Genomic DNA, 23,030 nt, shown 5'->3' with positions numbered 1-23,030 from the left:
GGTCGATGAGCGGCCCCACCTCGGTCGACGGGTCCAGCCCGTGTCCGACCCGCAGCCCGCCCAACCGCCCGGCCAGCGCGTCGACGAACCGCTCCGCCACCGACCGCTGCACGTAGAACCGGTTCGCGGCGGTGCACGCCTCACCGACGTTGCGCATCTTCGCCTGCACGGCACCCTCGACCGCCAGGTCGAGGTCGGCGTCGTCGAAGACGACGAACGGCGCGTTGCCCCCCAACTCCATCGACGTACGCAACACCCGCTCGGCGGACTGGGCCAGCAGCATCCGGCCGACCGGGGTCGAACCGGTGAACGACAGCTTGCGCAACCGCTCGTCGGCGAGCAGCGCCGAGGTCACCCGACCCGCCTGCGAGGTGGTCACCACGTTGACCACACCCCGGGGCAGCCCGGCCTCCTCCAGGACCGCCACCAGCGCCAGCATCGACAGCGGCGTCTGCTTGGCCGGCTTGACCACCACCGTGCAGCCCGCCGCCAGCGCCGGCCCGATCTTGCGGGTACCCATCGCCATCGGGAAGTTCCACGGCGTCACCAGCAGACACGGCCCGACCGGCTGACGCATCACGACGACCCGCGAGCCCCCGTTCGGCGCGGGCAGGTAGCCACCGTCGATACGGACGGCCTCCTCGGCGAACCAGCGCAGGAACTCCGCCGCGTAGCTCACCTCGGCCTGGGACTCGGCGAACGCCTTGCCCATCTCCAGGGTCATCAACCGGGCCAGGTCGTCCCGGCGTTCGACGATCAGGTCGAACGCCCGGCGCAGCACCTCACCCCGCTCCCGGGGTGCGGTGGCGGCCCACGCCGACTGGGCGCGGGCGGCGGCGGCCAGGGCGTCGAGTCCGTCGGCCACCGAGGCGTCCGCCACCTCGGCGATCGTCGCCCCGGTCGCCGGGTCCTCCACCGCGAGGACCGCGCCGCTGCGGGCGGCCCTCCATTCACCGTCGACGTACAGGCCCGTGGGGGTCCGCTCGACCACGGCCAACGCCGCGGCCAGGGTCTCGGCGGGTACGGCCATCTGTTGCCTCCTTCACCACGGGCCCACCGCAGGGGCGGGCCAGCGCGGTCGGCGAGTGCCCCTACCGTCTGGAGAAGGCACTCGGAATGTCGATGTCTGCATTGCTGAGCAGGTCGGTGAGCTGCCGGGCCGCCTTCATCACCGACTGGGCGACGGTGTCGATGCGCTCGCGGGTGATCCGGTAGGTGGGCCCACCGATCCACACCGCGTACGGGGTCGTCCCCCGCACGCGCACCGGCGCGGCCACCGACGCCGCCCCGACCTCCAACTCGTCGTAGGCGTAGGCGTAGCCCCGGTCACGGACCACCGTCAGGGAGTCCATGAAGGAGTCCAGGTCGCCCACCTCCGGCGGGGCGTGCTCGGCGAACTCGTCCGCGAAGTCGGCCCGCACCTGGTCCGGGGGCAGCGCGGCCAGCAGGACCTTGCCGGTGGAGGTCGCCCAGACCGGCTGGGTACGTGGCACCGGCTTCATGGTCTGCCCGATCAGCGAGGGCCCCGGCACCTGGGCGACGACCATCACCTTCGGCGCGAGCAGCACGTCGAAACCGGCGGTCTCCCGGGTCTCCTCCGCCAGGTTGCGCAGCACCTCCCGCATGTGGCCGTAGGCCCCGCCGCCGTCGAGCAGACCGCCGACGATGGAGAGCAGACCCAGCGACACCCGGTAGCGCCGGGTCACCGGGTCGAGCGTCAACCAGCTCTCCCGCTCCAGGACCGTGAGCACCCGGTAGCAGGTCGCCTTGGGAATGCCCGCCTCGCGGGCCACCTCGCTGAGCCCGACGCCCTCGGGATGCGCCGCCACGGCCCGCAGGAGCCAGATCGTGCGTCGCACCAGCCCCGCCTCACTGGGCGCCATAGCTACCTCCATCAATCGCGTTCCGGCCGTGGGATACGGCCCATATCTTGGCAGAACTCAGGTGCCGCGACCGGTGCCGAACGGCGGACGTCGTCGCCCGGCACCGGCCGTGCGCCTACTTACCGCCCTCGGTGATCGTCACGGTCTGCGGGGTGTAGGAGGACCCGGTGACGTCGAAACCGTCGGCCTTGAGGGCCTCGTTGGCCCGCTGCGACAGGTCGGTACGGAACGCGTCCTTGTCCGGCGCGGCCTTCAGCACACCCCCGGCGATGGCGATCTCGATGGTCTTGTCCCAGGCCGCCTGGTCCATCATCCCCACGCCGTTGGCCGCCGGCCAGACCAGCTTGTTGATCTCGTTGAGCATCCAGGTCTGGTGCCCCTGGCCCAGCGCGCTGCCGTTGTCGAGCACGATGTCGACGCAACCGGCCAGGTCGTCGCGGCAGAAACCCCAACCCCGGTAGGACGCCTTGAGGAACTTCACCGCCGTCTCCTGGTTGGCCGCCTCGTTCAACCAGTCACCCCGGGCGTAGACGCCGTCCTCCAGACTGGTGTAGCCGGAGTCCTGCAGGTTGATCACCGAGAAGTCCGACGGCTGGTACAGCTGACCGGTCTTCGGGTTCTTGGTCTCCAGCAGCTGGGCGTACTCGTTGTAGGTCTTGGCCTGCGCCGCGTCGATCTCCCGGCGCAACAGCAGCGACATGTCGAACGGTTGCTGGATGATCTCCGCGTCCCGCTTCGGGTCGACACCGGCGCCCTTCATCGCCGCGAAGAGCACCAGTTCGTTGCCGTACCCCCAGCTACCGACCTTCCTGCCCTTGAGGTCGGCCAGGGTCTTGATGCCGGAGTCCGCCCAGGCAACCTGGAGGTACGCACCACGCTGGAAGACCTGCCCGATGTTGACCAGGTCCGCGCCCTGCGCCCGGGTGACCATCGTCTTGGTGACGTGGCTGACCGCGAACTCGGCGTTGCCGGCGGAGAGCACCTGCTGGGGAACGATGTTGACACCACCCTCCTGGATGGTGACGTCGAGGCACTCCTCGGCGTAGTAGCCCTTCTCCTTGGCCGCGTAGTAGCCGGCGAACTGGGCCTGGGCGACCCACTGCAACACGACACGGACCTTGGTGGTGGACGTACAGCTCTTCGCGGCCTCGGCCGCGGATTCGGACGGGGTGTCGGACATGCCGCCACAGGCCGAGGTGGCGAGCAGTGCGGCGGTGAGGGCGATGGCGGCGGGGTGACCCTTGCGAAGGGTCCGCCAGACGAGCAGGGCCATTCTGACTCCCAAGAAGATGGTGTCGACCCCTGACCTACGACTCCCTGTCGTGCAGGGACTCGTGCCAGGGCATCAAGAGGCGTTCCAACAGGGACATGACACCGAACAGCAGAAGTCCGAGCGCGCTGGCCACGGCGATGCCGGCCCAGGCGTACTCGAAGCGGGGCAGGGCCGCCTGGTAGGCGATGTAGACCCCGAGAGCGTTGCTCGGCCCCCCGAAGTACTCGGTCACGATCACACCGATCACCGCGAGCGTGGTACCGAGCTTGAGCGCGTTGAACAGGTACGGCAACGCGTTGGGCAGTCGCAGCATGAGAGCCACCTGTCGTGGCTTGGCCGCGAGCGATTCCATGATCTCCAGGTGCAGGGGTGAGACCTGGAGGAAACCTCTGGTGGTGTTGACCAGGACCGGGAAGAAGACCATCACCGCGGCCACGCCGGCCTTGGACATCAGGTTCGTGACCCCGAACCAGTTGTTGAAGATCGGCGCCAGAGCCACGATCGGCGCGCAGTTGATGATCACGGCCGCGGTCAGCACCGGGGCGGACATACCCGGGAACCGGCTCAGTGCCAGCGCCACGAGCACTCCCGCGACCGCACCCAGCAGCAGACCGAGCAGCACCTCCTGCACGGTGACCACCGACGCCGACATGATGGTGGCGAACTCGGCCTGGAACGCCGAGACGACGGCCACCGGCGCCGGGACGATGAACGACGGGATGTCGAGAACGGTCACCAGCAGCTGCCACGAGCCGAGGATCACCACCGCGGTGACCACGACCGGCAGGGCCCGGCCGAGCACCGACCGGACACCGGACATCGGCGCGGCGCCCCGGACCAGCCGTACCGTGCTCATCGGACCTCCTGCTCGGCCGGCACGCCGTGCAGCGCGGTGCGGACCTCGGTGACCTTGGCGAAGAACGCCTCGGTGGTCCGGGTCGCCGCGGTACGCGGATACGGCAGGTCGACGTCGATGCTCGCCGCGATGCGGCCGGGCCGGGCCGACATGACCACGATCCGCGAGGACAGGAAGACCGCCTCGGAAATGCTGTGCGTCACGAACACGACGGTGGTCCGGGTGTCGGACCAGATCCGCAGCAGCTCGCCCTGCAACCGCTCACGGTTCATCTCGTCGAGTGCCCCGAGCGGCTCGTCCATGAACAGGATCTCGGGGTCGGCCGAGAGCGCGCGGGCGATGGCGACCCGCTGCTGCATACCGCCGGAGAGCTGCCAGGGCAGGTGCCGGGAGAAGTCGGTGAGCCGGACCAGTTCCAGCATCTCCTGGGCCTTCGCCCGACGGGTCTGCTTGTCCACCCCGGCCACCTGCAACGGCAGTTCCACGTTGCGCTGCACGGTGCGCCACTCGAACAGGCCGGCCTGCTGGAAGACCATGCCGTAGTCCCGGTCGGTGCGGGCGGCCCGGGGGGTCTTGCCGTTGAGGGACACCGTGCCGCTGGTCGGCTCGGTCAGGTCGGCCAGGATGCGCAGCAGGGTGCTCTTGCCACAGCCACTCGGACCGAGCAGCGACACGAACTCGCCCCGGTCGATCGTCAGATCGATGTCCCGCAGCGCCGTCACCGAGCGGTTCCCGCCGGTGAACTCCTTGTTGACTCCTCGTACGGCGATGATCGCGGCCTCAGACATCTGCATCTCTCCGGGTGGGGGTGGCGGGGGACGGGACGTTCACCGGGTCTGCCGGTGCCGCAGCGCCAGGCGCTCGACGAGGGCGAGGGCCTGCACGAAGACGATGCCGGCGGCAGCCGCGACCAGCACGGCGGCGTAGAGCTTCTCCGGCCCGTTGGAGTAGTAGTAGGCGAAGGTGAGGATCGCCCGGCCGATGCCCCGGCCGGTGCCTGCGGACAGTTCGCCGACGATGGCGCCGACCACGCTCGCGGTGGCGGCGAGCCGGAGCCCGGCGAAGACGAAGGGCAGCGCCGCCGGGACGCGGAGCCAGCCGAGCACCTGACGGCGGTTCGCGCCGACGCTGCGCATGAAGTCCAGCTGGACCTTCGGCGGGGACTGGAGCCCGCGCAGCGCGTTGATGGTGACCGGGAAGAAGGCGAGGTAGGCGGCGATGCCGGTGACGGCCACCCAGGGTGGCGCGCCGGCCTGACCGCCCCAGATCACGATCATCGGTGCGATCGCCACCAGCGGCACGGTCTGGGACGCGACCAGCCAGGGCATCAACCCCTTGCTGAGCGGGACCAGATGCAGGAAGAGCACGGCCAGCAGCAGGCCGAGCGACGATCCGGCCAGCAGCCCGTAGAACGCCTCACGCAGCGTCACACCGGTCTCGCCGAGCAGGTAACTGCCCAGTGTCGTCGGGTCACTGCGGCGGGCCGGCTCGACCAGCGCGCCGAGGATCGACCAGACGTGGGGCATCGACATGTCGTCGGTGGCGACCGGAAATCCGATCCGGGTACCGGGCAGCACGTCGTCGAAGGCGCGTCCGAGGGCCTTGTAGCCCTCCCAGATGCCGGCGAGCGCGGCGACGACCAGCCCGGCCCCGGCGGCGTTCCATACCCGTTTCCCGATGGCCGACCCGCGTCGGGGTCGGCGGACTGTGGCGGGGTCCGCCGGCCCGGCCTCGCTGGCCACCGCAGTGGCGGCGGTGTTTGTCACGGTCATGCAGGCACTCCGAATCCTTCGGAAGCGTCGTCTGGCGATGGGTCCGTCGGCAGCCGCCGATCGGATCACTCAGTGAACTGGTGGTTCACCATAGGAGCGGGTTCGCGCCCACGTCAACGGTCTGCCGGACACAACCACGGCCCGGCCCCGACCCGGTGACACCCCGTACCACCTGCGGATATGGCAATCCGAACCAAGAGCCTTCGGTGCCACCCGCACCGGGAGGCATCCGTACGAGCCGGACGCGCCGCCGGTCGCCGCCCGTCGGCCGCCGCCGTCCGGGGCGGCGGTCTGGAGCGGTCGCATCCAGGAAGCACAATCTTAAGATAATTAAGATCAACATCTAGAAAGTTGAAGCATCGCTCGGTATAACTTGGATATGACAGAGCAGGCTATGGACTGGCAGGAACTCACGAACCTGACCCGAGGCCAACCGTTCGTCGTCGAACGGGTACGTCTGACCGGCAGCCGCGTCGCGATCGAAGGGGAGTTCGAGCTACCGCAACTGGCTCAGCTCACCCTTGAGGACCAGGTCTTCGTCACCGCGTTCGTGCGGTGCCACGGCTCGATCAAGGAGATGGAGCGGATCTTCGGGGTGAGCTACCCGACGATCAAGTCACGGCTGAACCGGATCGGGCAGGCGCTCACCTTCGTCGAGACCGATCCGGCACCGTCACGGGCCGACGTCATCGACCGGTTGCGCCGTGGCGAGATCACCGCGCAGCAGGCGCTGTCCGCATTGGAGGACACGCCGTGATGCCGCAGCTGCTGACTGTGCGGGTCGAGCGCCCGGACGGCCGTCCCGTCCGGGTCCGGGTCCCGGTGCTCCCCGTGATCGTCGTGCTCTCACCGGTCGTGGTCCTGGTCGCACTGGTCGCGGCCGTGGCCTGCCTCGTGCACCGGGTCAGTGTCGTGCGGGCATTCGGCACCGGTTGGCGCATCGTGTCCGCGTTGCCCGGCACCCGGGTCGACATCGCGCAGGGCCGTACGGCTGTGCTCGTAGCTATCCGATAGACAGGAGAGGTTCCGATGAACGAACAGCGCAAGGACATTCTCGACATGCTGGCCGAGGGCCGGATCACCGTGGTGGAGGCCGAGCGGCTCATCGTCGCGCTCGAACGGAACCAGCCGCCGACGGCGCCGGGCCCCGACGCCCGGCCGAAAGGCACCGCGAAGTACCTGCGGGTGGTGGTGGACGCCGTCGAGGACGGCGAGCCGGCGCGGGTCAACGTGCGGGTGCCGCTGCAACTGCTGCGGGCCGGAGTGCGGCTGGCGGCCCTGATCCCACCGCAGGCACTGGGAAAGGTCAACGCCGAACTGAACAAGTCAGGCATGCCATTCGACCTCACGCAGCTCAAGCCCGAACAACTCGAGGCACTCGTGGATCACCTCGACGAGATGACCGTGGAGGTCGATCAACCCGATGCCACAGTGCGGGTCTTCTGCGAGTAGAAGCGGCACTTCTCACACGTTTCGTCGGAGCTCGTTCGCCATAGACTTCCGACAATGACGGGAAAGACCCCGGCCCGGCGCGTCACCGGTCCCACGCCCGTCGACCATTCCCGCCAGGACCATGGCTGCGCGTCGGTCGACGGGCCGACATGAGCCGATGGTCGACGATCTCGCCGATTCCCCCGGCCGGTGATCTGCGCACCCTCTCCTGGGCGACCCTGACGAACACGCTCGGAAGCGGCCTGTGGCTCGCCGGCTCGGCGCTCTACCTCACCCGTGGCGTCGGACTCTCCGCCCCGGCGGTCGGGGTGGCCCTCACCGTCGGCGCCCTGGTCGGGCTGACCGCCAGCCTGCCCTTCGGGAGACTCGCCGACCGGTACGACCCCCGCACCCTGCGCGCCGCCCTGCAGATCACGCAGGCCGCTGTCGCCGCCGCGTACCTGCTGGTCGGTTCGGTGACCACCCTGATCGTGGTCGCCGTACTCGACGCCCTGCTGACCGCCGGGAACCTGGCGGTCCGGGCGGCGCTCGTCGCAGTCGTCGCCGGACCGCGTGACCGGGTGACCGCCTTCGCCACCCTGCGCGCGGTGGCGAACCTCGGCATCGGCGTCGGTGCCGCAGCGGCCGGGGTCGCGCTGACGGTCGACACGCTGCTCGCGTACCAGTTCCTGGTGATCGGCAACGCGTCGACCTACGCGATCTCGGCGCTGCTCGTCCTGCGCCTACCGAGAACGTCACGACCGTCGACCCTCACGACGCCACGACGGAGCCTGCTCGGGCCCGCCCTGCGGGACCTACCGTTCCTCGCGGTCAGTACCGCCTCGGCGGTGCTCACGCTGCACCATGTGGTACTCACCTTGATCATCCCGCTGTGGGTGGTCTCCCACACGAGCGCACCGGCCGGCGTGGTGTCCGCGATCCTCGTGACCAACACCGTCCTCACCGTGCTGCTCGCCGTCCGGCTGAGCCGGGCCGTGGACACCGCGACCACAGCCGCCCGGACGGTACGCCGCGCGGGCCTGGTCCTGGCCGTGGCGATGCTGCTCTACGCCACCAGCGGGCACCTGCCGGCCGTGGCGGCAACGGCACTGCTGCTGCTCACCACCGTGGTCTACACCATCGGCGACCTCTGGCACTCGGTCAGCGGCGCCCGACTCGCCTACGACCTGGCCGACCCCGACGCCATCGGCGAGTACCAGGGCGTCGACCAGTTGCTCAGCGGCACCGTCCGCGCCGCAGGACCAGCCCTGCTGACCCTGCTGATCCTCACCGGGGGAGTGGCCGGATGGGCCGCGACCGCCGCGCTCCTGGCGGTTGCCGGCCTGCTCACCCCACGCATCGCCGCGTGGGCGCTCCGCACGCGACGGCCAGCCGCCCCGGCCTCGGCGTCGCGCAGGTGCTGACGGCTTCCCGGGCGGCGCCGACCTGGCACGGTACTCGATCCGGGGCGCGGGCCCGGGCAGATCACCGGTCACCTTCGGTCCCTGGACGTCGACGCGACGGGAACCGACCGGTGTCCGAGTTCATCGACCGGGCACAGGCGGCCCACCGGAGGCAAGGCGCCGGTCGCCGCCTCCGATGTCTCGGGTCGACGCCGTGCCCCGCGTTCATCGTCTTGTCCAGCGGGCCGAGCGCGTTGCGCATCCAGCCGCGCAACTCGTACCCGTGTGCTGCTCCTTCGCCAGCACGGCCCGCACCACGTCCCGCCCCAGGCGCATCCCTCCGTGGCGGTTCGGGACCCGGTGCTGGTGTGGTGACGAGCCGGTTCGGTTCGCCCGCGACCTTTCTGCCCACCTGCTTTGCCCTGGTTCGTCGCCTGTGACCCGCAGCCGGAGGGTTGCCCATTGAGAAAACGTCGAAATTCGTCGTTCTAGAGCTTCTGTGCGACGAGTTTCTAAGATCTATAGACAAGAAGTGGCGCTCCTCGTAGAGTCCGAGCATCTTCCGATGATCCTGGAGATGATGTGAACACTGCCGCCACGGAACGCCCCGTCCCCTCGGCGACCGAGCTGCACGCCGCCGCCACCGTGGTGGACGGAAGCACGGTCATCGAGCTCAGCGACGCCCACCTCGACCGGATCCGGCGCGGAGGCGTCACCGCCGTCAACCACACGGTCACCAGGCCGTACGCAGACACCGTCACCGCCCTGCGGGAGGTCAACCACTGCCGCCGGTGGATCGACGAACACGCCGACGACGTGCTGCTCGCGCTGACCGTCGCGGACATCGAGCGGGCCAAGACCGAGGGCAAGGAAGCCGTCATCCTCGGCCCACAGGACACCGAGATGATCGGAGTCGACCTCGACCTGCTCGGCACCTTCCACGACCTCGGCGTGCGCATCCTCCAGCTGACCTACCAGCGGCAGAACCTGCTCGGCGCCGGCTGCGGGGAGGAGACCGACTCGGGGCTGACCCACAAGGGCCGCACCTTCGTCCGGGCGATGAACGAACTGGGCATCCTGGTCGACGTCTCGCACTGCGGCGAGCGCACCGGCCTGGACGCGATGGACACCTCCGACAAGCCGGTGGTCGTCACCCACTCGTTCTGCGACGCCCTGTCGCCGCACATCCGGGCCAAGTCCGACACCTTCCTGCGCCGCCTCGGCGCGCAGGGCGGCGTACTGGGCATCACCACTCTGTCAGGGTTCCTCTACTACCCGGACGCCCCGACCCGGCGTCCCGATCTGACCCGCTTCGTGGAACACGTCAACCGCGTGGTGGAGGTGATCGGCGTCGACCACGTCGCCATCGCCACCGACTACGACGAGACGTGGACCGAGGCGATGCGCGCCGCGCAGCTGAAGGACAAGGAGCAGCAGAACCTCCTCGGCGACTTCGGATGGAACGAACGCCGGGCGATCGGCATGGACGACGCCTCGCAGTTCCCCAACTTCACCGAGGCGCTCCTCGCCGGCGGCTTCTCGCCCGACGACGTGGTCAAGATCCTCGGCGGCAACTGGCTTCGGGTCTATGGGGAGGCGTGGAAGCCAACCGCGCGGTAAGCGCTGATCGTGACACCAGCCAAGGAGACCCATGCGAACCCGATTTCTGACCACACTGCTGGCGTTGGGCGTCGTGTCGACGCTCGCCGCCGGCTGCGGAGGTGGTGAGCCGCCGTCCAACGACGCCGGCGAGAACACCAACAACGGCCTGAGCAGCAACGTCCGCCTGGAGGACGAGGCACAGCCGGCGGGTAGCCCGAAATCCGGCGGACGGCTGCGGATCATGATCCGGCTGGACGCCAACGAACTGGACCCGCACAAGATGTCGGAGACCTCGGCCTTCGTCATCAACGAACAGATCTACGAGTCGCTGGTGCAGTCGTACCGGGGCGAGATCAAACCAGCGATCGCCGAGTCCTGGCAGCAGAGCGCCGAAGGACTGAAGCTCACCTTCACGCTCCGCGACAACGCCTACTTCCACAGCGGACGCAAGGTGACCGCGGCGGACGTCAAGTACTCGATCGAGCGGATCAAGAACCCGGAGACCCGGGCCCCGCGAGCCCGCAGCTACGAGGGCATCGCCACGGTCGAGGCCCGCGACGAGCGGACCGTCGAGATCACCCTGGCCAAGCCGAACGCGGCCATCCTGACCCTGCTCTCCACCGCCGCGTCCTCGATCGTGGACCGGACGGTGGCCGAGGCGGGCGGCCTCAACGGCACCGTCGACGGCGGCAGCGGCCCGTTCAAGCTGGCCTCCCGGGTCGCCGGCCAGGCGATCAAGCTCGACAAGCACGACAAGTACTGGGAACAGGGCGTCCCCTACCTCGACGGGGTCGACTTCACCTTCAACCCGGACGACAACGCGCGCGCCGCCGCGATCCGCAGCGGCACGGTCGACTTCCTCTGGCGTCCCGCGCCCGAGTTCATCGACGCACTCAAGCGCGACGAGAAGCTCAAGTGGTACGGCGGCTCCGGATCGCTCTCGCTGCACCTGCGGCTCAACACCTCCAAGGCCCCGTACGACAACCCCAAGGTCCGGCAGGCGATCTTCCTGGCACTCGACCGTCAGGAGATCCTCAACGTGGCCAACTCCGGCTTCGGCACCGCGCTCAACGCCGGCTACCTGCCCCCGGACCGGTTCGGCGCGCTGACCGAGCCGGTGTACGGCAAGCCCGACATCGAGAAGGCCAAGGCACTGCTGGCCGAGGCCGGCCTCCCGAACGGCTTCGAGGCGAAACTCATGGTGATCGCCACGTCGGCGTTCCAGGTGCGCTCCGCCGAGGTGGAGCAGCAGCAACTCGCCAAGATCGGCATCAAGGTGACCATCGAGTCGGTGGAGTCCACCATCGCCGACACCAAGACCAAGTCCGCCGACTTCGACATGTACCAGTCCGGCTTCGGACTGACCTACGACCCGGACGAGCGGTTCACCGCGAGCTTCCTCAAGGGCGGCGGGCTGAACTACGGCGGCTGGAGCGACCCGGAGTACGAGAACCTGGTCGTGCAGGCCCGCTCCGAGATGGACAAGGGCAAGCGCGCCGCGCTCTACCAGCAGGCCGAGAAGATCCTGGCCGAACGGGGCCCGGTGGCGATGACCTTCCTGAACGCCGACTTCGACGTGCTGCAGAAGGACGTCATGGGCTACCGGGGCGACCCGACCCCGACGTACCGGTTCTACAAGAACATCTGGCTCGACCGGTGAGCCGTGGCGGGGGCGCCGGTCCTGCCGGCGCCCCCGCCACCTCCGTGACGAAAGGCACCTGATGACCTCCGTACCGTTGGACCACCGCTATGTCATCGCCGCCCGGCTCAAGGGCTACCTCAACCAGCACGCCGAGGCCGTGGCCCTGCTCACCGAGGCGCTCGAACGGGAGCCGAACAGCCCACGCCTGCTGCGGTTCCGGGGACACCGGCGGATCTCGATCGGCGACTACCCGGGGGCGATCGCGGACCTGCGGGCCGCCGCCGACCAGCTCGACGACGTCGAGGACGAGTACGAGATGTACCAGCCGGAGGTCGAGAAGGACGTCGTCCACCTGATCCTCGGCCGGGACGAGCAGGTACGGCCGCAGCACCTCACCGACACCATGGCCGCACAGGACCCGCAGGCCCTGGCCCGCTACCACACCACCCTGCACACCTCCGTCTGGTACCACCTCGGTGTCGCCCAGTACCTCAGCGGCGACTTCGAGGGCTGCCTGCCCAGCTTCCGGGCGGCCGAACAGTCATCCCGGCACCAGGAGGGCCTGGTGGCGTCGCAGGACTGGCAGTACATGGCACTGCGCCGGCTCGGCCGGCCGGCGGAGGCCGAACAGGTGCTCGACCGGTTCCGCGCGGTCGACCTCGTCCCCGACGACCACCTGGTCGGGTACGAGGGCCGGATGCGGCTCTACACCGGCGAGATCACCCCGGAACAACTGTGGGCGATGTGCGACGGCAACGGCCTGCGCACCGTCACCCAGGGCTACGGCCTGGGCAACTGGCACTACTACAACGGCGACGTCGACCAGGCCCGGGCGGTCTTCGACGGGGTACTGGCGACCGGCGTCACCCACGCCTTCGCCTACCTGGCGGTCAGGGCGGAGTACGCCCGCAACCCGGACTTCGCGAACACGGCAACGACAGAGGGGAACTGAACGACATGGCGATCATCCGCGCCGAGATCGGCAAGCGTGACCAGGAGACCAAGGAGGCGATCATCGCCGAGCTGACCGACGTGCTGGTCAAGTACGGCTCGCCACGCGAGAACACCCACGTCCTGCTCTACGAGGTCTCGTACGACAACTGGGCCAAGGGCGGGGTCACCTACAACAACCGGAAGCGTGCGCAGGAGTCCGCATGACCGCCGACGGTGGGGGACCGCACGTCCTGCTCACCCCGAACCTGGCCGAACTGCTGCCACAGCTGCGCGAACGGTACCCGCACTGCCGGTTCACCCCCGTCCCGGACGACGAGCCGGTCCGCGAGGAGTGGCTCGACGCCGAGGTGATCCTGCGCAGCGCGATGAACGAGGACACCTTCGACGCGCTGCTGAGCAAGTGCGACCGGCTGCGCTGGGTCCAGATCACCGCCGCCGGCTTCGACTGGGTCGGCGGCGACATCATGCGCCGCCGCCTCGACGAGGGGCTGCTGTACACCCGTTCCCCCAACTCCTACAACGTCCCGATCGCCGAGTACGTCATCGGCGCGGTACTGATGCACGCACGGGCGTTCCCCGCGTTGCGCGCGGCGCAGGAGCGCCGGGAGTGGATCCGGATCGTGGCCCGGGACGTCATCGGCAGCACCCTGCTGGTCTTCGGCACCGGCGGCATCGGCCGTGAGGTGGCCTGGCGGGCCCGGGCCCTGGGCGCCACCGTGATCGGCGTCAACCGCACCGGCACGCCCGCCGAGGACTTCGACCGGGTGGTGGCGTACGGGGAGCACCTCGCGCTGCTGCCCGGCGCCGACGCCGTGGTGCTGGCCATGCCGCTGACCACGGAGAACCAGTACTTCTTCGACACCGCGCACTTCGCGGCGATGCGGGAGACCGCGGTGCTGGTCAACGTCGGGCGGGGTGCGCTGATCGTGGAGGACGCCCTCGTCGACGCCATGCACCGGGGCCGCATCGCCGCCGCCGTGCTCGACGTCTTCGAGCAGGAGCCGCTGCCCCCGGAGCACCGGTTGTGGGGGCTGCCCCGCACGACGATCACCCCGCACACGTCGTTCCGGGGGGACGGCAACCTGCAACGGCTCTACGTCGACTTCTGCGCCAACTTCGACCGGTACCTGGCAGGTGAGCAACTGCTCGGCACCAAGCGCCAACCCGACCTCGGCTACTGACCGACCGGACCGGCGACGGCCCACCCGCACCGCGGGTGGGCCGTCGCCGGTCGTGGGTGTGGGACTCGCCGGTGCCCGCCCTCACCGTCGGCGGGCGGCGGCGAGGATGTCGTGCTCCCGCAGGAGTACCTGGTCGGCTGCGGGACCCAGCGGGACGTAGCTGTCGACGCTGGTGACGCGGGTGATCCGGCCGCTGAACCCGGCGTCGACCAGGGCGGCCACCACCGCCTCGGAAACCCCGCCACTGTGGCGGGTCTCGTCGACCACCAGGACCCGGGACACCCCGTCGAGCGCCGCGCACAGGCTCGCGGCCGGTAGCGGCGCGAGCCACTGCAGGTCGACCACCCGGGCGTCGGTACCCTCCCGGGCCAGGATCTCGGCTACCCGCAGGCTCATCGGGACGCCGTTGCCGAAGGTGACCATGGCCAGGTCGGTGCCGTCGCGGACGGTGCGCACCCGGCCCAGTGGGGTCTCGGTCGTGGGCCAGCGCGCCGGCTCGTCGTAGGGGGCGAGCCACTGGCCGTCGCCGTCGGTGTGCAGGTCACGGGTGTGGTAGAGGGCGATCGGCTCCAGGAACACGCAGACCCGGCCCTCCTGTTCGGCCAGGGCCAGGCACTGCCGCAGCAGGGCCGGGGCGGTGGCCGGGTGTGACGCGACGGCCAGGGCCAGACCGGGGATGTCCCGCAGCACCGCCACCGAGTTGTCGTTGTGGAAGTGTCCGCCGAACCCCTTCTGGTAGGCCAGGCCGGCGATCCGGACGACCATGCCGTTGGCGTACTGCCCGGCGGAGAAGAAGCGCAGCGAGGCGGCCTCACCGCGCAGCTGGTCCTCGGCGTTGTGCAGGTAGGCGAGGTACTGGATCTCCGGGATCGGCAGCGTACCGGCCAGCGCCCCGCCGAGCGCCACCCCGAGGATGGTCTGCTCGTCGAGGAGGGTGTCGAAGACCCGGTTGGATCCGAATGCCCTGCGCAGCCCCCGGGTGACGCCGTAGACGCCGCCCTTGCGTGCCACGTCCTCGCCGAAGACCCGGGCCTGCGGCCAGGTCAGCAGCGCGTCGTGCAGGGCGGCGTTGATCGACTGGGCGAGGGTGAGCGGGCCCCGGGTCTCGGGGGGCCGGCCGCCGAACACCCGTTCCCGGCCGGCGGCGGGCCGGGCGGCGGCGGCGCTGACCTCGGCCACCCGGCGGGCGGTCAGCGGCTCGGTCACCGCCGCCGGGCTGTCCAGCCGCCCGATCCGGCCCCGCATCGACGCGGCCTGCTCCATCACCAGCTTGCGGGCGTGCTGGTAGCGGGCGAGGGTTTCGGCCGGGCCGAGGATGCCGCGTCGGGCCAGCACGGCCGCCGTCGCCAGGACCGGGTCGTGGGCGTAGTCGGCGAGGATCTCCGCCTGGCTGCGGTAGGCGAGTTCGGCGTCGGAGCCGGCGTGGCCCATGAACCGTACGGTGCCCAGGTGCAGCACGGCGGGCCGACGCAGGGTCCGCACCTGATGTGCCACGTCGGCTGCGGTGGTCAGCAGGCCGGCGGGGTCGGTGCCGTCGGCGTACGCGTAGTCGACGGCGGGCAGCGCGGACAGCATCCGCCGGACCCAGCCGCGCGGCGAGCGGGTGCTGATACCGATGCCGTTGTCCTCGCAGACGAACAGCACCGGCACCGGGACGCCCTGGTGGGCGGTGTAGCCGACGGCGTTCAGCGCGCCGGCCGCCGTGGAGTGGTTGGCGGAGGCGTCACCGAAGCTGCACACCACCACGGCGTCGGCCGGGTACCCGGTGTCGGTGCCGTCCCGGTCCAACGCGAACGCCAGGCCCATGGCCCGGGGCAGGTGTGAGGCGATCGTCGAGGTCTGCGGGATGATGTTCAGCGCCCGGTGGCCGAAGACCTTGTGCCGGCCGCCGGAGATCGGGTCGTCCCGGGAGGCGGCGGCGGAGTGCAGGACGTCCGCGATCGGTGTCGACCCGGGGACCTGAGCGGCGCGGGCGCAGTAGAACGCGCCGGACCGGTAGTGCAGCAGGGCGGGGTCGGTCGGGCGGACCGCAGCCGCCACCGCCGCGTTGCCCTCGTGCCCTGCCGAACTGATGGTGTAGTAGCCCTCACCGAAGCTGCGCAGCCACCTGGCGGCCAGGTCGAGTTGCCGACTGGTGAGCTGGGCGTCGAGGAGTTCCAGCGCCCGCTCGCCGGTGAGCGTGCTCCCCTCCCGGACCGGGTCGGTCGGGACCCGCCGGTGGGTGGCGGCAGCCAGGCCGGCCACCGCCTCACGGAACCGTTCGTCGAGATCTTGCGGGGTGGTCACGACGGACAGCATTACCGACAGGTGCCGGTCACGACCACTCAGACACGGTCTCGGACCGGTGCCCGTCCCGGACATCAGTCCTGGTCATCACGCTCGGGGCGGGCTTCGTCGGAAATTTTCCAGACCAGCTCGCGGAGAATGCCCAACTCGGCGTCGGTCAGCGCGCCGAACAGTCGCGAGTCCGACATCACCCGGTCGACCTCCGCCCGGACCCGGCACCCCTCCTCGGTCACCACCAGCGTCTTGAGCCGGCGATCGGTCGGGTCGACCTGCCGGCGTACCAGACCGGCCTGTTCCAGCTTGTCGACCAGGGCGGTGATGTTGGAACGGTCGCACCGGAGCTGCTCGGCGAGGTCCCGGGCGGGCATCGGCCGGTCGGGGTCGAGCCGGTGCAGCGCCCGGGCGGTCGCCGGGGTCAGCCCGAGGCCGGTGAGGTCCGCATCCTGCCGGTGGCGGAGCACGGCCGCGACGTGCATCATGCGGCGCACCGTCTCACCGGCGAGCGTGCCCCGATCGGCGGCACGACCGGCCCGCCCGCTGAACGCCGGCCCCCCGGTCGACGTTGACAGGTACGCCATGGGTGCATCATACGTACACCTCAACAGTGGAGCACCTCCACCATCCGCCGAGCAGTAAGGAAGGGCCCCCTGTTAACGCTTTCGGTAGAGGAAGGGCCCCTTGTTAACACCTGACGCCAGGGCAGCCCTCCGGATGGGCGTCAGCCCGTCGGCCGGCGCCGGCACCAACGCCGGTGACGGTTCCCACACGGCACGGGGCAGAGGTACCCGGAACGGTTGACCGACGGCCTTCCGAGCCGAGCGTGTGGGGTGCAGCGGCGGGCGGGGTGGCGGCAGCGCCACCGGCCGGCCGTACCGATCGGGTCGGGTCGAATCGGCGTAGGTCCGGTGTCCGGCTCTCTCCTGCATGAAGGCCAGCCCTCTCCGGCGTTAAGAAGGGCCCCTTCCTATACCGAATCCGTTAACAGGGGGCCCTTCCTTACACCTACTCGCGCCAGCCGGTCAGCTCGACGCCCTTGGCGATCTCGACCCGGAAGCCCATGGTGATCTCACCGCTCTCTCCCGGCCCGAGGCGCAGCCGCCAGGTCAGTTCCCCCAGCTCGGTACGCTCGACCGGCGGCGGGACGAGGCCGGTCTCCCGGACGACCACCCCCTCGTCACGGGACACCGGCAGTTGGTCGCGTACCTCGACTGTCGCCGGTCGGGGCGTGTGGTTGGCGACGGTGATCCGGTATTCCATCTCGCGGCGGCGGGTGGAGCCGAGCGTGGCCTTGGTGTCGGAGCGCCGGTTCAGTTTCCGTTCCACCCGGACCCGGTCGTCCACCCCGAGCGCCAGTTCGGTCTCCTCGCCGGGTGCCCAGGTCTTCAGTCGGGTGGCGGCGACGAAGTCGGCGCCGTGGAACACCGCCGCCGGGCCGGGGAGCAGCGTGTGCACCGACGTGTTGCGCACGGTGGCGCGCAGGTGCGCCTCGGCTGCGCGGACCGGCGCGGTCACGTGGTCCAGTCTGGTCGGCAGTTCCAGTACGGCGATGGTGGCCCGGTGTGCGCTGCCGTCGGCCGGTACCGCGACCGGCCGGGCCGGACGGTAGGTGGCGGCGCTGATCCCCTGCTCGACCTCGGCGACGCTCTGCTGCACCTTGGGCTTCGGGCGCGGCGCGGCGGACCGGGCGACACCGCCGCCGGCGGCGGCCGGGGCCGCACCGGGCGCCGGGGGCGGCGGCAGTCCGGCGAACGCCGCCGGCATGGCCACCGGCGGCGGTACCGGCCGGACCCGGTCGAGGTACCAGGGCGACAGCTCGGGTACGCCGGTCGCCGCCGCCGGCCGGGCGGTGGAGAGCTGGAGCTGGCACTCCGGCCAGTCCTCCCCGGTGTCCTGGCTGACCAGGCCGAACCAGGTGACGGTCATGGTGTCGTCGACCAGCCGCAGGTCGTAGGAGGGCTGCCAACGCGCCCCGTCGACCAGGTAGGTGAGTTCCAGGTCCAGGTCGGCTTCGTCGGCGTCCACCGAGACGGTGACCTCGGCGGCCAGCCGGTCCGGTTCCCGCTTGCCGTTCGCGGCGGCGAGGTGCCGCTCGACCACCGCGAGTTCCTCGGTCAGTTCGGTCCGCCGCCGGGTCAGGCCACGGCGACGGCTGCGGGAGTCGGCGAGCTGACCGGCCACCGAGTCGGTGAAGGTGGCCACGTCGGTGGGGGCCGCGTCGCCGGAGGCCAGCGCGCGGGCGTACGTGCCACCGGCCCGTTCGGCCAGGCGGGTGAGGAACTCCCCCCGCTGTTCCTCGATCTCGTACGCGTCGTCGACCTCGGTCAGTTCGTCGGCCAGTTCGCGGCGCCGCTGTTCCAGGCCGCTGACCTGCCCGTCGGTGCTGCGGGGCTGCCGCCAGACGGTCACGTCCACGCCGAGTACGGTCGCCGCGCCCCGGCCGCCGACCCGGATCGAGTCCCGCCGTAGGCCCAGCGGGAGCGGCGCGATGCGTACCCGGTGCTCACCGGCGGTCAACCGGGTGCTGCCCCGGCGGGTGATCCGGGCCCGGTCCGGGTAGACGGTGACTCCGGCGATGGGTGCTTCGATCTCCACTGCGTTCACGGCGGCGAGGGTAGTCGGGCCGCGCCCGTGTCCGGGACGCTCCGGACCGGGCGTGTTAACAAGGGGCCCTTCCTCTACCGGAAACGTTAATAGGGGGCCCTTCCTTACCGGAAGGAGAAGCGGACCTGGCGGGTCGGGTTGTCGCCGTTCGGGTCGACGAGGCAGATCGACTGCCAGGTACCGAGGGCCAACTTCCCGTCGATCACCGGCACGGTGGCGTACGGCGGCAGGAAGGCGGGCAGCACGTGGTCGCGTCCGTGTCCCGGGGAGCCGTGCCGGTGCCGCCACCGGTCGTCGGTGGGCAGCAGGTCGTCGATGGCGCGGAGCAGGTCGTCGTCCGAGCCGGCGCCGGTCTCGATGATCGCCAGTCCGGCGGTGGCGTGCGGTACGAAGACGTGCAGCAGCCCGTCGCCCTGCCCGGTGACGAACCGTTCGGCCTCCCGGGTGATGTCCCGGACGGTGGGTCGGGAGCCGGTCCGGACGGTGATGACCTCAGTACGCATGGGGTCAGTGTGCCGCAGCCCGGTGGCGTCGGGCGGTCACCGCCCGGCCGGGAGTCGTCGCCCCGGCCGGCCGGACGGGCCTCGACCGGCGGGCGGACGGGCTTCACCAGCCGCCGCCACCGCTGTCCCCGCCGCCGGAGTATCCGCCACCGCTGTCCGAGGACCCTCCGGAGGATCCGCCCGACCAGCCGCCGGAGCCGCTGTCCGACCAGCCGCCGGAGGAACCGTCCGAGCCGCTGCCGGAGCCGCCGTCCCCACCGCCGCCGGAGCGGTTGCGGTCGTCGTCGGACCAGTACTGGCCGGTCGAGTGGTCGCGTCCTGCCGTGCCGACCCCCACCGCGCCGGTCGGACCGCTGTGGGTGGGATGGTGCCGCTGCTGCGGGGCCCGCCGTCGACCGCCGCCGGTCGGCGGGCGGGAGGTGGACGGCCGGGTCACCCGGACCACGCCCCGGGCGTAGCGCAGCTCGCGGGGCAGCCGGACCAGTCCGGTGACCAGGAGTGCGCAGCCCACCAGCCCGACCACGACCGCCCACTCGGCGGTCAACCAGGTGGTCGCGAGCACGATCGCGGCCACGCCGACCAGCATCTTGACCAGTGTCTCCAGCAGGGGAGCCCATCGCCGTCGCATGCCGCCGAGGGTAGGTGGGGCCGGCAATCGTCGGCAGCCGATGACCCGGCGGGCGCGGCGACAGAAAGTTACCCACCGGTACCTGTGTCGAGCGTCGCGTCTGAGGGAGCTAAAGGTGACGTGGCCCGGTCCGAGGGGGCAGGATGACCCAAGAGACCTATCCCACACACACAACCGAGGGAACGCCTGTGGCTACGGAACGCAAGCGCCCGGTGATCACCGCCGGCCTGCCGAGCCAGCTTCCGGACATCGACCCTGAAGAAACCAGCGAATGGGTCGAGTCGCTCGACGGTGTCATCGACGAGCGTGGTACGAAGCGTGCCCGTTACGTCATGCTGCGCCTGCTGGAGCGGGCCCGCGAGCGCCAGGTCGGGGTGCCGTCGCTGACGACCACCGACTACATCAACACCATCCCGCCGGAGCGCGAACCGTGGTTCCCCGGCGACGAGCACATCGAACGGCGGATCCGGGCGTACATCCGGTGGAACGCGGCGATGGTGGTGCACCGGGCGCAGCGCCCGGAGATCGGCGTCGGCGGGCACATCTCCACCTTCGCCAGCTCGGCGTCGCTCTACGAGGTCGGTTTCAACCACTTCTTCCGGGGGAAGAACCACCCGGGCGGTGGGGACCACATCTTCTACCAGGGCCACGCCTCGCCCGGTATGTACGCGCGCGCGTTCCTGGAGAACCGGCTCAGCGAGAACCAGCTCGACGGGTTCCGCCAGGAGCTGTCCCACCCGGGCGGTGGCCTGCCGTCGTACCCGCACCCTCGGCTGATGCCGGACTTCTGGGAGTTCCCCACGGTCTCCATGGGGCTGGGCGGCCTGAACGCGATCTACCAGGCCCGGTTCAACCGGTACCTGCACCACCGGGGCATCAAGGACACCTCCGACCAGCGGGTCTGGGCGTTCCTCGGCGACGGTGAGATGGACGAGCCGGAGACCCTGGGCGCGATCGGGGTGGCCGCCCGCGAGGAGCTGGACAACCTCACCTTCGTGATCAACTGCAACCTTCAGCGGCTGGACGGTCCGGTCCGGGGCAACGGCAAGGTGATGCAGGAGCTGGAGGCGTTCTTCCGGGGCGCCGGCTGGAACGTCATCAAGGTGGTCTGGGGCCGGGAGTGGGACCCGCTGCTCGCCGCCGACACCGACGGCGCACTGGTCAACCTGATGAACACCACGCCCGACGGGGACTACCAGACCTACAAGGCGGAGTCCGGGGCGTACGTGCGGGAGCACTTCTTCGGTCGGGACCAGCGCACCCGCAAGATGGTCGAGCATCTCAGCGACGACGAGATCTGGAACCTCAAGCGGGGTGGCCACGACTACCGCAAGCTCTACGCGGCGTACAAGGCGGCGACCGAGCACACCGGGCAGCCGACCGTCATCCTGGCCAAGACGATCAAGGGCTGGACGCTCGGTTCGCACTTCGAGGGCCGCAACGCCACGCACCAGATGAAGAAGCTGACGCTGGAGGACCTGAAGACCTTCCGCGACCGGCTCTACCTGGACATCCCGGACTCGGCGCTGGAGGGGAACCCGTACCTGCCGCCGTACTTCCACCCGGGCAAGGACTCCGACGAGATCCAGTACCTGCGGGAGCGGCGCGAGCAGCTCGGCGGGTTCCTGCCGTCCCGGCGGACCAGCCACTCCTCGCTGGCGATCCCGGGCAGCGAGCGGTTCGCCGACGTGAAGCGGGGCTCGGGCAAGCAGAAGGTGGCCACCACGATGGCCTTCGTCCGCCTGCTCAAGGACCTGATGAAGGACAAGGAGTTCGGCAGGCGCTGGGTGCCGATCATCCCGGACGAGGCCCGTACCTTCGGCATGGACTCGCTCTTCCCCACCGCGAAGATCTACTCCCCGCACGGGCAGCGGTACACCTCGGTGGACCGGGAGCTGTTCCTGTCGTACAAGGAGTCGACCGCCGGGCAGATCCTGCACGAGGGCATCAACGAGGCCGGTTCGGTCGCCTCGTTCACCGCCGCCGGCTCGGCGTACGCCACGCACGGCGAGCCGATGATCCCGCTGTACATCTTCTACTCGATGTTCGGCTTCCAGCGCACCGGTGACGGGTTCTGGGCGGCGGCCGACCAGATGACCCGGGGCTTCGTGCTCGGCGCCACCGCCGGGCGGACCACGCTCAACGGTGAGGGTCTCCAGCACGAGGACGGGCACTCGCTGCTGCTCGCGGCGACCAACCCGGCCGTGGTGGCCTACGACCCGGCGTTCGCCTTCGAGATCGCGCACATCGTCGAGGACGGCCTGCACCGGATGTACGGCGCGGAGCAGGAGAACATCTTCTACTACCTGACGGTGTACAACGAGCCGATCCTCCAGCCGGCCGAGCCGGCGGGCGTCGACGTCGAGGGCATCAAGCGGGGCATCTACCGGTACGCTGCCGCGCCGAAGCTGGCCGGCGACGCGCCGAGGGCGAACATCCTCGCCTCGGGTACCGGTATGCAGTGGGCGCTCAAGGCGCAGCAGCTGCTCGCCCAGGACTGGGGGGTGGCCGCCGACGTCTGGTCGGTGACCTCGTGGACCGAGCTGCGCCGGGACGCGGTGCAGTGCGAGGAGCACAACCTGCTGCACCCGGGCGGCGAGCTGAAGGTGCCGTACGTCCAGCAGAAGCTGGCCGACGCCGACGGGCCGAAGGTCGCGGTCAGCGACTGGATGCGGGCGGTACCCGACCTGATCGCCCGCTGGGTACCAGGTGACTACACCTCACTGGGTACGGACGGTTTCGGCCTGTCGGACACCCGGCACGCGCTGCGCCGGCACTTCCACGTCGACGCGGAGTCGGTGGCCGTGGCCACGCTGCGCCAGCTCGCGCTGCGCGGTACGGTCCCGGCCGAGATGCCGGCCGAGGCGGCGAAGAAGTACGCGATCGACGACGTGAACGCGGCACCGGTCGGCGAGACCGGCGGCGACTCGTAACACGAGCGTCACCCCCGCCGGGGCCCGGGACGGTGTCGCCACCGTTCCGGGCCCCGGCTGGTTTCTCCCCCCAGTCCCCTGG

The 23,030-nt window shown here is 70.4% G+C and carries 21 protein-coding genes; 10 read left to right on the top strand and 11 right to left on the bottom strand.

Translation table 11 applies throughout. The features are described from left to right. The 6 genes from GSF22_RS12225 to GSF22_RS12200 form a co-directional block, all read right to left on the bottom strand. Nucleotides 1-1,030 (bottom strand): aldehyde dehydrogenase family protein (locus tag GSF22_RS12225; RefSeq protein WP_208813656.1); only part of this gene is annotated, 1,030 nt, incomplete at its 3' end. 61 nt (nt 1,031-1,091) lie between these two features. Further along, complete coding sequence (locus tag GSF22_RS12220) at nt 1,092-1,883, bottom strand: IclR family transcriptional regulator (protein WP_208813655.1); 792 nt, start codon at nt 1,881-1,883, stop codon at nt 1,092-1,094. Between the two features lie 115 nt (nt 1,884-1,998). Next, entirely contained in the window at nt 1,999-3,156 is a 1,158-nt protein-coding gene (locus GSF22_RS12215) for an ABC transporter substrate-binding protein (protein WP_208813654.1), read from the bottom strand. Between the two features lie 34 nt (nt 3,157-3,190). Next, nucleotides 3,191-4,012: an ABC transporter permease gene (locus GSF22_RS12210; protein ID WP_208813653.1), complete on the bottom strand. Its 822-nt coding sequence runs from the start codon at nt 4,010-4,012 to the stop codon at nt 3,191-3,193. Further along, entirely contained in the window at nt 4,009-4,785 is a 777-nt protein-coding gene (locus GSF22_RS12205) for an ABC transporter ATP-binding protein (RefSeq protein ID WP_439957768.1), read from the bottom strand. Before GSF22_RS12205 ends, GSF22_RS12210 begins: the two co-directional genes overlap by 4 nt. A 54-nt stretch (nt 4,786-4,839) precedes the next feature. Next, entirely contained in the window at nt 4,840-5,784 is a 945-nt protein-coding gene (locus GSF22_RS12200) for an ABC transporter permease (protein ID WP_208813651.1), read from the bottom strand. Nucleotides 5,785-6,163: 379 nt separating this feature from the next. Between GSF22_RS12200 and GSF22_RS12195 the strand changes: the two genes are divergently transcribed. The 9 genes from GSF22_RS12195 to GSF22_RS12155 all read left to right on the top strand — a co-directional run bounded on the left by GSF22_RS12195 (nt 6,164) and on the right by GSF22_RS12155 (nt 13,997). Beyond that, complete coding sequence (locus GSF22_RS12195) at nt 6,164-6,541, top strand: DUF2089 domain-containing protein (RefSeq protein WP_208813650.1); 378 nt, start codon at nt 6,164-6,166, stop codon at nt 6,539-6,541. After that, nucleotides 6,541-6,798 carry a hypothetical protein gene (locus tag GSF22_RS12190; RefSeq protein WP_208813649.1) on the top strand — a complete coding sequence of 86 codons (258 nt, stop codon included), beginning with the start codon at nt 6,541-6,543 and terminating at the stop codon, nt 6,796-6,798. Before GSF22_RS12195 ends, GSF22_RS12190 begins: the two co-directional genes overlap by 1 nt. Before the next feature lie 15 nt (nt 6,799-6,813). Continuing rightward, nucleotides 6,814-7,236: an SHOCT-like domain-containing protein gene (locus tag GSF22_RS12185; protein WP_208813648.1), complete on the top strand. Its 423-nt coding sequence runs from the start codon at nt 6,814-6,816 to the stop codon at nt 7,234-7,236. 149 nt (nt 7,237-7,385) lie between these two features. Further along, complete coding sequence (locus tag GSF22_RS12180) at nt 7,386-8,639, top strand: MFS transporter (RefSeq protein WP_208813647.1); 1,254 nt, start codon at nt 7,386-7,388, stop codon at nt 8,637-8,639. Nucleotides 8,640-9,200: 561 nt separating this feature from the next. Then, nucleotides 9,201-10,238 carry a dipeptidase gene (locus tag GSF22_RS12175; RefSeq protein ID WP_208813646.1) on the top strand — a complete coding sequence of 346 codons (1,038 nt, stop codon included), beginning with the start codon at nt 9,201-9,203 and terminating at the stop codon, nt 10,236-10,238. 31 nt (nt 10,239-10,269) lie between these two features. Next, nucleotides 10,270-11,880 (top strand): ABC transporter substrate-binding protein, encoded by a 1,611-nt coding sequence (locus tag GSF22_RS12170; protein ID WP_208813645.1) that lies wholly within the window; start codon nt 10,270-10,272, stop codon nt 11,878-11,880. 61 nt (nt 11,881-11,941) lie between these two features. Then, nucleotides 11,942-12,814, top strand: coding sequence for a tetratricopeptide repeat protein (locus GSF22_RS12165; protein WP_208813644.1), 873 nt, complete (start codon nt 11,942-11,944; stop codon nt 12,812-12,814). Between the two features lie 5 nt (nt 12,815-12,819). Beyond that, the gene (locus GSF22_RS12160) at nt 12,820-13,020 is read left to right on the top strand and encodes a tautomerase family protein (RefSeq protein WP_208813643.1); all 201 of its coding nucleotides are present in this window, start codon (nt 12,820-12,822) and stop codon (nt 13,018-13,020) included. Next, nucleotides 13,017-13,997, top strand: a complete 981-nt coding sequence (locus GSF22_RS12155) for a D-2-hydroxyacid dehydrogenase (protein ID WP_208813642.1) — start codon at nt 13,017-13,019, stop codon at nt 13,995-13,997. Before GSF22_RS12160 ends, GSF22_RS12155 begins: the two co-directional genes overlap by 4 nt. An 81-nt stretch (nt 13,998-14,078) precedes the next feature. Here GSF22_RS12155 and GSF22_RS12150 read toward each other — a convergent pair whose 3' ends face one another. From GSF22_RS12150 to GSF22_RS12130, 5 genes are all read right to left on the bottom strand, one after another. Next, nucleotides 14,079-16,295, bottom strand: a complete 2,217-nt coding sequence (locus tag GSF22_RS12150) for a thiamine pyrophosphate-dependent enzyme (RefSeq protein ID WP_208813641.1) — start codon at nt 16,293-16,295, stop codon at nt 14,079-14,081. Nucleotides 16,296-16,357: 62 nt separating this feature from the next. Continuing rightward, nucleotides 16,358-16,762 carry a MarR family winged helix-turn-helix transcriptional regulator gene (locus GSF22_RS12145; protein ID WP_244367222.1) on the bottom strand — a complete coding sequence of 135 codons (405 nt, stop codon included), beginning with the start codon at nt 16,760-16,762 and terminating at the stop codon, nt 16,358-16,360. Between the two features lie 523 nt (nt 16,763-17,285). Continuing rightward, nucleotides 17,286-18,875, bottom strand: coding sequence for a mucoidy inhibitor MuiA family protein (locus tag GSF22_RS12140; RefSeq protein WP_439957767.1), 1,590 nt, complete (start codon nt 18,873-18,875; stop codon nt 17,286-17,288). Between the two features lie 113 nt (nt 18,876-18,988). Continuing rightward, nucleotides 18,989-19,387, bottom strand: a complete 399-nt coding sequence (locus GSF22_RS12135) for a secondary thiamine-phosphate synthase enzyme YjbQ (RefSeq protein ID WP_208813638.1) — start codon at nt 19,385-19,387, stop codon at nt 18,989-18,991. A gap of 103 nt (nt 19,388-19,490) precedes the next feature. After that, entirely contained in the window at nt 19,491-20,015 is a 525-nt protein-coding gene (locus GSF22_RS12130; protein WP_208813637.1) for a YgaP family membrane protein, read from the bottom strand. 188 nt (nt 20,016-20,203) lie between these two features. Between GSF22_RS12130 and aceE the strand changes: the two genes are divergently transcribed. Next, nucleotides 20,204-22,948 carry a pyruvate dehydrogenase (acetyl-transferring), homodimeric type gene (gene aceE, locus GSF22_RS12125; RefSeq protein WP_208813636.1) on the top strand — a complete coding sequence of 915 codons (2,745 nt, stop codon included), beginning with the start codon at nt 20,204-20,206 and terminating at the stop codon, nt 22,946-22,948. Nucleotides 22,949-23,030 lie beyond the last annotated feature (82 nt).

Origin of the sequence: Micromonospora echinofusca (assembly GCF_017614955.1) — a bacterium.
In the GTDB taxonomy this organism is placed as follows: Bacteria; Actinomycetota; Actinomycetes; order Mycobacteriales; family Micromonosporaceae; genus Micromonospora; species Micromonospora echinofusca_A.
This window is presented reverse-complemented; position numbering and strand designations above follow the sequence as displayed.